This window comes from Streptomyces sp. NPDC034111 (assembly GCF_055575375.1).
The window spans coordinates 522,823-537,039 of the sequence record NZ_JBVIST010000001.1 but is presented as its reverse complement, the minus strand read 5'-3'; the positions used below and the strand labels follow the sequence as shown (position 1 = coordinate 537,039).

Sequence of the window (14,217 nt, the reverse complement as noted above, 5' to 3'; positions counted from 1 at the left end):
AAGGCCCCCGTAGGACGCGCGTCAGGTCTGTCAGGCCTTCTTGCGGAACTTCGACACCGCGAGCGGCATCGTGACGGCCGTGATGGCGACCGCCCAGCCGAGAGTGACCAGCGTCGGATGGGCCACCGCGCCATGGCCCTTGATCAGCGCGCGGGACGCGTCCGCCAGATTGGAGAGCGGGTTGACATTGGCGAAGCCCTCCAGCCAGCCGGGCATCGTCCTCGTCGGGGCGAAGATCGACGAGCCGAACTCGAGCGGCATCATCACCAGCATCGCGATGCCCTGCACGGCCTGAGGGGTCTTCATGGCGAGCCCCAGCAGGATGAAGATCCACATCAGTGCGGTGCTGAAGAGTGTGCACAGCAGGACCGCGCCGAAGAACTCCGGAATGCTGCCGCGGACCTCCATGCCGAGCAGGAAGCCCATGCCGAGCAGGATCGCGGTGGCGATCAGCATCCGGCCGAGTTCGACGGTGATCTTGGCTATCAGGACCGAGGACCGGGCGATGGGCATCGTCCGGAACCGGTCCATCACGCCCTTGCGGAAGTCCTCGTTGACGCCCGTGCCCACCGCCATGGAGATGTTCATCGCCAGCATCGCCATCATGCCGGGCACCAGGTCCTGGACGTAGTCGTCCTGCCGGCCCTTGCCTGCGATCGCGCCGCCGAAGACGTACACGAACAGCAGGGTGAAGATGATCGGCATCAGCAGGACGTCGAACATCGACTCCGGGTCCTGCTTGATCTGGAGGGCGTTGCGCCGCACCAGTGCGCCGATGTGCCGCAGGTTGGCGCGCAGGCCGATCCGGCCCTCGTCCGCACCGGGTTTGACGAGCGGCGCCGTCATCGTCGCGGAACTCATGCCGATACCTCCGCGTACTGCTGGTCCATGTCGTCCTCGGATGTGTCGGCCTCGGAGGTCTTCTGGCCGGTGATGGCCAGGAACACCTCGTCCAGACTGGGCAGATGGGTGCTGATCCCGGCGAGCGCAAAGCCCTGGCCGCCGAGTACACCGACCACCGCGGTCAGCTGCTCATCGCTGATGATCGGTACGTTGACCACACCCCCGTCGTGGTCAGCGGTGGCCCCCGCGATGCCGTCCAGTCCGGCCTGCGCGATGGCGTCGGCCATCCGGCCCAGCTCGCCGGGGTCCGAAGGACGGATCTGGAGCGTCCGCCCGCCGACCTTGGCCTTCAGCTCGTCGACCCGGCCCTCGGCGATCACCCGGCCGCGGTCGATCACCGTCAGCTCGTTCGCCAACTGCTCGGCCTCTTCCATGTACTGGGTCGTCAGCAGCACCGTCGCGCCCTCGCGCACCATCCGCTGCACCTCCTCCCACACCTCGTTGCGGGTGCGGGGGTCCAGGCCCGTGGTCGGCTCGTCCAGATAGAGCACGGCCGGCCGGCCGATCATCGAGGCGGCGAGGTCCAGCCGGCGGCGCATACCGCCGGAGTACTTGGCCGCGGGGCGCTTGGCGGCCTCGGTCAGCGAGAACCGCTCCAGCATCTCGTCCGCCCGGCCGCGGGCCTCCTTGCGGGACAGATCGAGCAGCCGCCCGATCATGTAGAGGTTCTCCCAGCCGGAGAGCTTTTCGTCGACCGAGGCGTACTGCCCGGTCAGGCCGATCGTGCGGCGCAGTGCGCGGGGCTGGCGCACCACGTCGTAGCCGGCCACCACGGCGCGGCCGGCGTCCGGCACCAGGAGGGTGGACAGGCAGCGTACGAGCGTCGTCTTGCCGGCTCCGTTGGGGCCGAGCACACCGAGTACGGTGCCTTCCTTCACGTCCAGGTCCACCCCGTCGACGGCCTTGACGTCGCCGAAGTGCTTGACCAGACCGCGCACCTCCACGGCGTTGCCGCCCTTGGTGGTTATCGTCTGTCGCGTCATGCCCTCAAAGGTGCCAGCCGCCACCGACAAGGCACCGACAGGCCACCGACAGCGCGACCGATACGGGCCGACAGCGGACCGACACCGACCCACCTCACCGACTGCCGTGTCCCCATGGGCTCTTGGGGAGCAGACAGGACGAAGCGACCGAAACGGTCCGCTCGTTGAGGAGCGCTCCATTCCGTGGCTCTTACACGCACAGGCGGCCACAGGGCGCAAGGTAAAGAGGTGTTCCGTTCCGGAATGGGGGGTTCCTGCCGGCACCGATCCCGGCCGACCTGCCCCGGAAGGCCGGAGCGCCTCGACAGCGGGGGCGTCGCACAGCCACAGGTCTCGTGGTCGTCCGCGGCCTAATTCTCGTGGCTACCGCAACGCGGACCGCCGCGCACCACAGTCTTCGCCAGTGATCGTTGACGCCATGTCGCTCCCCGATGAGGCTGACTGCCACCGAGTCGCACGCGTGTGGGTTCGCCCACGCCATCAAGCGTGCGCCTTCGTAACCCCCCACTGAGCGAACGATTTCTTCGGAGTACCTGTGATAACTGCACCAGTGACTGAACCTGTCCTGGGCATCAGTCCGTTCGGTGAACCCGATCCGAGAATCGTCGCAGCGGTCTGCCGGGCAGGCGGGCTGGGTGTGCTCGACCTCGGGGCGGGAGACAGCCGGGCCAGGGAAGCACTGGCGCTGGTCCGGCGGTGGGTGCCGGGGCCGTTCGGGGTGCGGATGGCCGCCGGGTGCGCCCTCACCGGAGCCGACCTGGTGGAGGGCGGGGGCGTGCACACGGTGCTGCTCGGCGCGGACTCGCCCTTGCAGCCGGGCGATCTGCCGGCGGACGCCCGGGTTCTGGTCGAGGTCACCAGCCGGGAGGAGGCGCTCAGGGCCGCCCGTGCCGGCGCCCACGGCCTGGTCGCCCGCGGTCAGGAGAGCGGCGGGCGGATCGGTGACCTGAGTACGTTCGTACTGCTCCAGCAACTGGTGGCGGAGGCCGAGTTGGCCCTGCCCCTATGGGCCTGCGGCGGAATCGGGCCGCGCACCGCTGCCGCCGCCGTGGTCGGTGGGGCGGCGGGAGTCGTACTGGACACCCAGTTGGCGCTGCTCGAAGAGTCCGCGCTGCCGGAGGATGTGGCCGCGGCGGTACGGACCATGGACGGTTCGGAGACGGTCGTGGCGGCCGGGTACCGGGTGCTGCGTCGCCGGGGGCCGGATGTGCCGCCGCTCCCGGACGATGCGGCGGACGTGGCCGGCCTGCTCGGGGTCAGGGACCTGCGGGTCCAGCTGCTCCCCGTCGGGCAGGACGGCTTCCTGGCCTCCCATTTCGCGGAGCAGTGGGGCGACGTCGGCGGGGCGGTCCGCGCGGTCACCGAAGCCGTCCTCGATGCAGTGCGCGACGACGCGCCGTCGCACGCGCTACGCCCTGAATCGCCGATGAGCAGGGCACTGGGGACCCCTCTGCCCGTCGCGCAGGGGCCGATGACGAGGGTCAGTGACCAGGCGCAGTTCGCCGCGGCGGTCGCCGAGGGCGGCGGGTTGCCGTTCGTGGCGCTGGCGCTCGCCGGTCCGGAGCAGACGCGGACCCTGCTGGACCGGACCCGCTCCGCGCTGGACGGCCGGCCGTGGGGTGTCGGTGTGCTCGGCTTCGCTCCCGAGGACACCAAGGCGGCACAGCTCGAGATCATCCGGGAGTTCCAGCCGCCCTGGGCCATCATCGCCGGCGGCCGGCCCTCGCAGGCGTCGGCGCTCGAGGAAGCCGGCATCGAGACGTTTCTGCATGTGCCCTCGCCCGGCCTGCTCAAGCAGTTCCTGGGCGCCGGTGCCCGCAAGTTCGTCTTCGAGGGCTCCGAGTGCGGCGGCCACGTCGGGCCGAGGAGCAGCTTCGTGCTGTGGGAGGCCCAGATCGCGGTCCTCACCGAGTTCCTCGACACGACCGAGGGCGCCGATCCCGGTCAGCTCAGGGTGCTGTTCGCCGGGGGCATCCACGATGCGCGGTCCTCGGCGATGGTCGCCGCGCTCGCCGCTCCGCTGACCGCCCGTGGAGTCGCCGTCGGTGTGCTGATGGGCACCGCGTACCTGTTCACCGAGGAGGCGGTGAGCTGCGGGGCGGTGCAGCCCCTCTTCCAGCGGCAGGTCCTGGCAGCGCGGCACACCGAACTGCTGGAGACCGCGCCCGGACACGCGACGCGCTGTGTCTCCAGCCCCTTCACCGAGAGCTACCTGGCCATCAAGGAAGAGCTGCGGTCCCGCGGGGTACCCGACCGGCAGGCGTGGGAGGAGCTGGAACGGCTCAATGTCGGCCGGCTGAGGATCGCCAGCAAAGGCGTCGAACGGACCGGTGCGGACCTGGTCGACGTCGATGAGGACCGACAGCTCGCCGAGGGCATGTTCATGGCCGGCGATGTGGCCGCGCTACGGTCCCAGGTCACCACGATCCCCGCGCTGCACGCGTCGGTGAGCACCACCGCCGCCGGCTTCTTCACCGAGCGCGCCGAGCGGGTGCGCGACCGGCTCGGGATCACCCCGCCCGGTGACCATGCCGAGCCCCCGGCTCCCCTGGACATCGCCGTGGTCGGGATGTCCTGCATGTTCCCGGACGCCCCGGACCTGGCGAGCTACTGGGCGAACGTGGTCGCGGGAGTCGACGCCGTCACCGAAGTGCCCACCGAGCGGTGGGACCCGGCGGTCTACTACGCGCCCGAGGCGGACGACGCGCACACGGAGTCGAAGTGGGGCGGCTTCCTGCCGGACATCCCCTTCGACCCGCTGCGCTACGGGATCCCGCCGTCCTCGCTGGGCAGCATCGAGCCCGTGCAGCTGCTGGCACTTGAGGCCGCCCGGCAGGCACTGGAGGACGCCGGCTACGACGGCGGTGCCTCCGCCGCAGGCAGGGGGCGGACGTTCGACCGCTCCAGGGCCTCGGTCGTCTTCGGGGCCGAGGCGGGCAGCGACCTGTCCAACGCGGCCACCCTGCGCACCCTTCTGCCGGCCTACCTTGGAGAGCTGCCGCCCGAGCTGGACGCACAGCTGCCCAGGCTCACCGAGGACTCCTTCCCCGGGATGCTGGCCAACGTCATCTCCGGCCGGATCGCCAACCGGCTCGACCTGCGGGGCGCGAACTACACCGTGGACGCGGCCTGCGCCTCGTCACTGGCCGCGGTGGACGTGGCGTGCAAGGAACTGTCCGGCGGCACCAGCGACCTCGTCGTGTGCGGCGGCGCCGACCTGCACAACGGGATCAACGACTATCTCCTCTTCTCCTCGGTGCACGCGCTGTCGCCGACCGGCCGCTCCCGCACCTTCGACAGTGCCGCGGACGGCATAGCCCTCGGCGAGGGGGTCGCCTGCGTCGTGCTCAAGCGGCTGACCGACGCGCAGCGGGACGGCGACCGGATCTACGCCGTGATCAAGGGCGTCGGCACCGCCAGCGACGGCAAGGGCCTCGGCCTGACCGCACCCCGCCCGGAGGGACAACGCGCCGCGCTGGAACGCGCGTACCGCAACGCGGGGATATCGCCCGCGGAGGTCGGCCTGGTGGAGGCCCACGGCACCGGGACCGTGATCGGTGACCGCACCGAACTGGGCGCCCTCACCGAACTGTTCACCGAGGCCGGAGCCGCACCGGGCAGCTGTGCGCTCGGGTCGGTGAAGTCGCAGATCGGGCACACCAAGTGCGCTGCCGGGCTGGCCGGTCTGATCAAGACCGCCATGGCGCTGCACACCGGGGTCAAACCGCCCACGGCCCACCTGGAGCGGCCCAACCCGGCCTGGCAGGAGGGCACCAGCCCGTTCGTGTTCCACACCTCGGCGCGGCCCTGGGCGGCACCGCCGGCCGAACGGGTCGCCGGGGTCAGCGCCTTCGGCTTCGGCGGCACCAACTTCCACGTCGTGCTGCGCGCCCACGACGGGGCCCCGCCGCCGGTGCACGGCCTCGACGCATGGCCGGCGGAGCTGTTCGTCTTCCGCGGCGCCGACCGCGAGGACGCCAACCGGGCGATCGAGCAGTTGCTGAAGCTGCTCGGGACGAACGACGACCACGGCAGGCCCTGGCGGCTGCGCGACTTCGCGATGACCGCAGCCCGCCGCAGCGACACCTCCGAACAACCCGCGCAGTCGGCCGTCGTGGCCGCTGACCTGGACGAGCTCGCCGGGCTGCTGCGGCGGGCGCTCGCGGGCGAGCACGATCCGTCGGCGGGGGTCTTCGCCGCCGGAGCGGACGGCCAGGCCGACGGCCCCGGGGCCGGAGCGAACGTGGCGTTCCTCTTCCCCGGTCAGGGAAGTCAACGGCCGGACATGCTCGCTGAGTTGTTCGTGGCCTTCCCCGACGCCCAGCAGTACCTTCAGCTCGGCCGGGAGTGGGCCGACGTCCTCTACCCGCCGACCGCCTTCGACCCCGCCGTTGCGGCCGAACAGCGGGCCCGGATCACCGACACCAGGGTCGCCCAGCCCGCGCTGGGCATCGTCGAACTGGCCGTGCACCGGATGCTCCTCCGGTCCGGAGTGACCCCGGACATGGTGGCCGGGCACAGCTACGGCGAACTGGTCGCGCTGTGCGCCGCGGGGGCGTTCGACCCCGCGACCCTGCTGGAGCTGAGTGCCGCGCGGGCGGAGGCGATCCTGTCCGCCGCCGGTGAGGATCCGGGTGCCATGGCCGCTGTCTCGGCCGGCGCCGAACAGGTCGCCGCGCAGTTGCGCACCGCCGGCCTGGCGGACCACGTCGTCCTCGCGAACCACAACGCGCCCGAACAGACCGTCATCTCCGGGCCCTCCGAGGCCGTCGGGACCGCGGTGCAGCGGCTGCGCGAGAACGGCTACAGCGCCAAGGCGATCCCGGTGGCCTGCGCCTTCCACAGCCCGGTCGTCGCCGACGCCGGTGAGCGGTTCGCCGAGGCGCTCGCGGACCGCCCGGTGCGCGAGCCGGAGGTGCCGGTCTGGTCCAACCGCAGGGCCGCCGTCTATGCGGGACGACCCGAGGACGTGCGCGCCGAGCTGGCCGCCCAGATCGGCGCGCCGGTGCGGTTCGTCGAGCAGATCGAGGAGATGTACCGGGCGGGCGCCCGCCTCTTCGTCGCCGTCGGCCCCGGCTCGGTGCTCACCTCTCTGGTGTCCGCGATCCTCGGCGACCGCCCGCACTCCACGGTGACCTGCGAGACACCGAACAGCCAAGGGCTGCGCGGTTTTCTCGCTGCGCTCGCCCAACTCGCCGTCGCCGGTGTGCGGGTGCGCACCGGCTGGATGTTCCAGGGGCGCGACGCCACCGACCTGAGCCAGGCGACCGCACCCCAACGACCTCGCTGGACCGTCAACGGGCAGCTGGTGCGCACCACCGACGGCAGTCCGCTGCCCGGTTCACTCACCCCGGCCCGACGCATACGGGAGATATCTGTGACCAAGGCAGACCACGGCGACGCCGTCGCCCACCGGGACCGGATGGTCTCCGAATTCCTGCGCACCAGCCGGGAGATCGTCGCCGCGCAGCGCGATGTGCTGCTCACCTACTTCGGGGCCGCACCGGGCCTGCCGGCCGCCGCGGTCCCGTCCGCGCCCGCCGAACTCCTTTCTGCTGAGCCCGTGGCCACGCCTCCGTCACCGGAAGACGCGCAGACGGCCGACGCGCCAGAAGCGGCCACCGAGGCGGATGTGCTGCGGACCGTCCTGGACATCGTCAGCGAACGGACCGGCTACCCGGTGGACATGATCGAACCCGATCTCGACCTGGAGGCCGACCTCAGCATCGACTCGATCAAGCGGATCGAGATCGTCGGTGAGCTGGCCGCGCGCCTCTGCGGCGGTGCCCAGGACGGGTCGGGCACCCCCCAGCTCGACGACGCGGAGCTGGATGTGCTGTCCCAGGCCCGCACCGCCGCCGGCATCACGGACCTGCTGACCGCGCGGCTCCGCGGCCCCGGCCAGGGCAGCCGCGACGAGGAACGCCCTGAGCAGCAGGGCCCGGAGCCCGCGCGCCCCTCGGCACCGGTCGAGCGTCCGGCCCCCGTGTCCGTGACCGGCGAGGCGCCCACCCGGCTGGTGCTGCAGAAGACCGCCCTTCCGGAGCCGACGGGAAGTGGCACCGCTCTGGCGGGACGGAGGATCGCACTGCTCGGTGGCCACAGCCCTGTGGCCGAGAGCTTGTCCGAGCAGCTCGCTGCACACGGCGCGGAGCCGGTCGTCCGCGACCCGGGGCATCTGCTCACCGATGAGGACGGGCCGTGGGACGGCGTCGTTCATCTGGAGGCGCTGGCCGAGGCCGAGGGTTCGCTCCTGCCCGAGGGCTTCCCGGTGTTCCAGGCCGCCTTGGCCCGCGGCCTCCGGTGGCTGATCGCAGCCGCCCCGGCCGCCTCCGTCAGCGGTGCCCCCTCGTCCGAAGGGCGCGCGGACGGACTGCGCGGCATGTTCCGGACCATCGCCCGGGAGTACCCGGACACGGTCGCCAGGGTGGTCGAGACCGACCCGGACGCCCCGGCGACGGACACGGCGACCGCGCTGGTCGGCGAGCTGCTGTCGTCCGACCACGCCCCGGTCGTGCTCCGGTCGTCCGGTGAGCGGTACGGCCTCGACATGGTCGCCACCGGCCTGGGCGCGCTGGGCGGCAGGGGCGCCGGACCGGCCGGCGACGGCGCGGCCGAGGCCGAGGCGATCGGACTGGACCGCGACGCGGTGGTGCTGCTGGTGGGCGGGGCGCGGGGCATCACCGCGCGGTTCGCCGCGACACTGGCGGCGGCCGGCCGCTGCCGGATCGAGCTGGCCGGCCGGACCGTCCTGCCCAGCGGCCCGGAGGACCCGGCCACGCGTTCGGCGACCGACCGCGCGGCCCTGACGGCTGCCCTCGCCGCGCAGGGCACCCGCTCCCCGGCCGAGATCGAGCGCACCGTCACGCAGATCCTGGCGCAGCGGGAGGTCAGGGCCACGATCGAGCAACTGCGCGGTCTCGGCAGTACGGTGCGGTACCACTCCGTGGACATGCGGGACGCCGAAGCGGTGCACCGGCTGGTGAAGGAGGTCCACGCGGAGCACAACCGGCTGGACGGCATCGTCTACGCCGCCGGGGTGATCGAGGACCGGATCCTGGCCGAGAAGGACATCACGTCCTTCCGGCGGGTGTTCAACACCAAGGTCGACGGGGCCCGCTTCCTGCTGGAGGCGGTGGAGGACCTGCCCAACGGGCCCGGGTTCACCGTGCTCTTCGGCAGCATCTCGGCCGCCCTGGGGAACCGGGGACAGGTGGACTACGCGGCAGCGAACGACGCTCTCCAGAGCCTGGGCAGCCGGTGGGCCGCACGGTCCGGCCGCCGGGCACTGACGGTCCACTGGGGACCCTGGGCGCCCACCGGTGAGCACAACGGAATGGTGACCCCGGAGCTCGCCCGGGAGTACGCCCGCCGGGGCGTCAGGCTGATCGACCCCGAGGAGGGCACGCTCTGCCTGCTGCGGGAACTCGCCTGGGGCGAGGAATCGGCTGATGCCGTGATCTACACGGCATCGGGTTGGTGAGATGGCTGCCAACGGACACGGCTCGTACCCCCCGGTCGCCATCGTCGGCATGGCGGTCCTGCTGCCAGGGGCGGCAGACCTCCAGTCGTACTGGCGGAACCTGGCCGCCGGGGTGGACGCGATCAGCGACGTGCCCGCCGGACGGTGGGACGCCAGCTTCTACGACCCGCAGGCGGTTGGCCGCTCGGACCGGGTCTACTGCCGCCGGGGCGGGTTCGTCGACGACCTCGCCCAGGTCGAGGTGACACGGTTCGGCATCATGCCCAACTCGGTGGCGGGCACCGAGCCGGACCAGCTCCTCGCGCTGAAGGTCGCCGCGGACGCGATCGCGGACGCCGGCGGCGAGGACCGGCTGCCCACCCGCGAGCGGGTCGGCGTGATCCTCGGTCGCGGTGGGTATCTGACGCCCGGCCTTTCCCGCGGATCCCAGCGGGTACGGACCGCCAACCAGCTCGTCCACACGCTCGGCGAGCTGCTGCCCGCCCTCGGCGCCGGCCAACTGGAGCAGGTGCGGCAGGCGTTCACCCGGCAGCTCGGTCCTGACGAACCCGAGCAGGCGATCGGCCTGGTGCCCAACCTCACCGCCTCGCGGGTGGCCAACCGGCTCGACCTGCGCGGTCCCGCGTACACGGTCGACGCTGCCTGCGCGTCCTCACTGGTCGCGGTCGACCAGGCCGTGGGTGAACTGGCGAGCGGGCGCTGCGACGTGGTGCTCGCGGGCGGTGTGCACCACTGCCACGACATCACGCTGTGGAGCGTGTTCGCCCAGCTCCGCGCGCTGTCCCCGAGCCAGCGGATCCGCCCCTTCGACCGGGCCGCGGACGGCCTGCTGATCGGTGAGGGCACCGGCGTCGTGGTGCTCAAGCGGCTCGCCGACGCACAACGCGACGGAGACCGGATCTACGCCGTCATACGGGGCGCCGGGGTGGCGAGCGACGGCCGCAGCGGCAGCCTCGTCAACCCGGACCCCGCGGGCCAGGTGAGGGCGGTGCGGCAGGCATGGCGGATGGCCGGTCTCGACCCCGCCGAGCCGGGGTCGGTCGGGCTGCTGGAGGCGCACGGGACCGCCACGCCTTCGGGCGACGCCGCCGAGCTGGCGACCCTCGCCGAGGTGTTCGGTCCGGTACGCGGCGATGACCGGGCGGTGATCGGGTCGGTGAAGTCGATGATCGGCCACACCATGCCGGCCGCGGGCGTGGCCAGCCTCGTCAAGGCAGCGCTCGCGGTGCACCACGCCGTGCTGCCGCCGACGTTGCACTGCCAGGACCCGCACCCCGCCCTGGCACCCACCCGGTTCCGCCCGATCGCCTCGGCGGAGGGATGGGAGCCCGGTGCGGGACAGAAAATCCGGCGGGCCGGTGTGAACGCCTTCGGCTTCGGCGGGATCAACGCACATGTGGTGCTCGAAGCGGCGCCCGACGCCGCGGTCGGCAGGCGGAACCGGTCCGCGGCCGTGGTGCGGGAGAAGGAACGGGTGCTGCGGCTCGTCGCCGACAGCCCGGAGCAGCTGGCCGCGCTGTTGGACGCCGATGACTCGGACGTGCTCGCGGCAGGCCTCGACGACCGGGCCGCCGGCCACGGACGCAGCCGGCTCGGCATCGTCGACCCGACCGGTAAACGCCTCGCGCTGGCCAGGAGGGCCGTCGCCAAGGGCCGCGCCTGGCGGGGCCGCGGCGATGTGTGGTTCACCCCCGAGCCGCTGCTCGGCCCGGACGGCGGCGGCCGGGTGGCCTTCGTCTTCCCGGGTCTCGAAGCCGAGTTCCAGCCCCATGTCTCCGATGTCGCCGAGCGCTTCGGGCTGTCCGCCCTGCTCCCCGGGAGCCGCACCGAGCAGCCGACGCAGGTGGCGGACGTCGGCCGGCACGGTGCCGAGGTGGTGGGCGTGGGACGGGTGCTGGACGCCGCCCTGCGCCGTATCGGGGTCGTGCCGGACGCCGTCGCGGGCCACAGCGTGGGCGAGTGGACCGCGATGATCGCCGGGGGGCTGTTCGCCGGCCCCGAGGTGGACGAGTTCGTGGCGTCCTTCGACCCGGACGACGTCCGGGTGCCTGCCCTGGCCTTCGCGGTCCTGGGCGCTCCGGCCGACCGGGTCACGGCCGCCCTTGAGCACCACCCCGAGATCGTGCTGTCCCACGACAACGCGCCGGACCAGGCCATCGTGTGCGGTCCGCCCGGCCCGGTGGACGCACTGGTGCGCTGGTTCCGCGCGCGGAACGTCCTCGGCCAGGTCCTGCCGTTCCGGTCCGGCTTCCACACCCCCATGCTCGCCCCCTACCTCGAACCGATTCGCCAGGCCACCGGCCGGTTCGCGCTGTATCCGCCCACCGTCCCCGTGTGGTCGGCGACCACCGCGGCGGTCTATCCCCGCACCGAGGCGGAGGTACGCGAGCTGTTCATCCGTCATCTGCTGGAGCCCGTACGCTTCCGTCCGCTGGTCGAGGCGATGTACGCGGCCGGCTTCCGGGTGTTCGTACAGGCGGGACCGGGCCAGGTCGGCGCACTGATCGGCAACACGCTGCACGGCCGGCCGCACCTCGCGGTGGCCGCCAGCTCCCCGCACCGCGGCGGACTGGCACAGCTTCACCATGTCGCCACGGCCCTGTGGGTGGACGGCGGGGAACCGGATCTCGGGCCGCTGGGAGCCGGCCGCGGCGCACCAGCGCGGCGCCCGGCGGTCCGGCTGGACCTCGGCGGGCCGCTGATATCCCTCGACGACACGACGTTGCGCACCCTCCGCCCGGTGCTCGCCGGCGGGCACACCGCCGCCGACGGGGACCTGTCCCGCCTCACGCACCTGGCCGGCCGCTTCCCCCTGGCGGGCGAACTGGGCGCGCTGCTCAAGGACACCGCGGACACCGTCACGACGGTGATCGAAACGGCGCAGCAGGCCCGCCCGCACTCCCCGGCGGCACCGGCGCTCCCGGCACCGCCCCCCTCGGCGCCGGACAGCTCGCCGGCGTCGTCCGGACGCCAACTCGACACCGTGCTGCGGGTGTCCACGGCCACCATGCCGTACCTGCTGGACCACTGCCTCTTCGCACAGCGCCCCGACTGGCCCGACGAGGAGGACCGCTGGCCGGTGGTCCCGGGCACCACGGTGATCCAGCACATGGCGGAGTTCGCCGAGCAGGCGGCGCCCGGCACCAAGGCCGTCGCGCTGCACGGGGTGCATCTGAAGCGGTGGGTCACGGCCAGCCCAGCCATGGACGTGCCCGTCGCGGTGGCACCGCAGGGGCCCGAGCGGGTCAGTGTGGACTTCGGCCAGTTCGCCCGGGCCGAGGTCGAACTGGCGGCGCGCCATCCCGATGACCCACCCCGCCCGTGGGTGTGGGACCCCGAGGACGAGCGGCGTCCGGACCTCACGGCCGAGGAACTGTACGCCGAGCGCTGGATGTTCCACGGCCCCCGGTTCCAGGGCATCACCGAACTCACCGCGATCGGTGACGCGCATGTGCGCGGAGTGCTCACCACACCGCCCGCCCCCGGCGCCCTGCTGGACAACGTGGGCCAGCTCCTCGGCTACTGGATCATCACCACCCTGACCGAGCGGACCGTGGTGTTCCCGGTGCGGATGAAGCGGATGCGCTTCTTCGGCCCGCACCCCGCGCCCGGCACCAGGCTGGAGTGCCTCATCAAGATCACATCGGTCGCCGACTCCGCGGTGGAGGCCGATATGCAGCTGGTCGCCGAAGGCCGGGTGTGGGCGCAGATCAACGGCTGGCAGGACCGCCGCTTCGACAACCGCCTGGAGACCAGGGTTCAGGAACGGTTCCCCGAGCGGCACACGCTCTCCGTCGCACAGCAGGGCGGCTGGTGCCTCGTCCACGACCGGTGGCCGGACCTCGCCTCGCGCGACCTCGTCATGCGGAACCATCTGAGCGGCGCCGAACGCGCCGACTACGAGCGCTGTCCGCCACGAGGCCGCCGCCAGTGGCTGCTGGGCCGTATCGCGGTCAAGGACGCGGTCCGCCAGTGGCTGTGGGAGAACGGAGAGGGCCCGGTCTTCCCCGCCGAGATCCGCGTCAGCAACGACGACAACGGACGGCCGCGGGTCGCCGGACTGCACGGCCGGGTCCTTCCCGAGCTGGACGTCACGCTCGCGCACTGCGCGGAGACCGGCGTGGCCCTCGTACGGCCCCGCACCGCGCACGGGGACGGCGGGGTCGGCATCGACATCGAGGAGATCACCGACCGGCCCGTGGAGACCCAGAGGGTGGCCCTCGGCCAGGCCGAGCGCGAGCTCCTGCTCGCGAAGTGCGCCGAGACACAGGAGCCGGAAGCCGTGTGGTTCACCCGGTTCTGGGCGGCGAAGGAGGCCGCGTCAAAGGCGGAGGGCACCGGCCTGCGGGGGCGGCCGAGGGATTTCACGGTGGTCACCGCGCGGCCGGACGCATTGGTGGTGGATTCCGGGAGCCGTGTGCACCGGGTGCACTGCCGCCGGATCAGCAACATGGCCGACCTGCCGGACAGGGACTACGTCGTCGCCTGGACGACGGAACCGGCCGACGAACGGAAGAGGAAGCTTTGAACAGCAGTCAGGCGCAGGCACCGCTCGTTGCCGACGAGACCGTGGTGTTCGGCGAGATCGTCGGGATACTCCACTCCGTGCTCGAGGAGTACGGAGAGCAGGAGATCGAGATCACCATGGACACCAAGTTCCATGACGACCTGGATCTGGAGAGCATCGATCTGGTCACTCTCGGCGGCCAGTTGGCGGCGCGGTACGGCGAGCGGGTGAACTTCGCCGAGTTCCTGGCCGGCCTCGAACTCGAAGAGATCATCTACCTCACGATCGGTCAGCTCGTCACGTACGTGGTGGGATGCCTGCGGGAAACCGGGGGGCGCTGA

Annotated in this window: 5 protein-coding genes; 3 read left to right on the top strand and 2 right to left on the bottom strand. The window is 72.2% G+C overall.

Annotation, left to right across the window (positions count from 1 at the left end):
• Window positions 1–30: 30 nt before the first annotated feature.
• Complete coding sequence (locus tag ACZ55A_RS02365; protein ID WP_468831898.1) at window positions 31–861, bottom strand: ABC transporter permease; 831 nt, start codon at window positions 859–861, stop codon at window positions 31–33.
• Window positions 858–1,886 carry an ATP-binding cassette domain-containing protein gene (locus ACZ55A_RS02360; RefSeq protein WP_468831896.1) on the bottom strand — a complete coding sequence of 343 codons (1,029 nt, stop codon included), beginning with the start codon at window positions 1,884–1,886 and terminating at the stop codon, window positions 858–860. The genes ACZ55A_RS02365 and ACZ55A_RS02360 overlap by 4 nt, the downstream gene beginning before the upstream one ends.
• A 724-nt stretch (window positions 1,887–2,610) precedes the next feature.
• Between ACZ55A_RS02360 and ACZ55A_RS02355 the strand changes: the two genes are divergently transcribed.
• The 3 genes from ACZ55A_RS02355 to ACZ55A_RS02345 are packed head-to-tail and all read left to right on the top strand — an operon-like array spanning window position 2,611 to window position 14,217.
• Window positions 2,611–9,369 carry an SDR family oxidoreductase gene (locus ACZ55A_RS02355; protein ID WP_468834558.1) on the top strand — a complete coding sequence of 2,253 codons (6,759 nt, stop codon included), beginning with the start codon at window positions 2,611–2,613 and terminating at the stop codon, window positions 9,367–9,369.
• 1 nt (window position 9,370) lies between these two features.
• A complete protein-coding gene (locus ACZ55A_RS02350; protein WP_468831894.1) occupies window positions 9,371–13,897 on the top strand; it encodes a beta-ketoacyl synthase N-terminal-like domain-containing protein in 4,527 nt (1,508 codons plus the stop codon).
• The gene (locus ACZ55A_RS02345; RefSeq protein WP_468831892.1) at window positions 13,894–14,217 is read left to right on the top strand and encodes an acyl carrier protein; all 324 of its coding nucleotides are present in this window, start codon (window positions 13,894–13,896) and stop codon (window positions 14,215–14,217) included. Before ACZ55A_RS02350 ends, ACZ55A_RS02345 begins: the two co-directional genes overlap by 4 nt.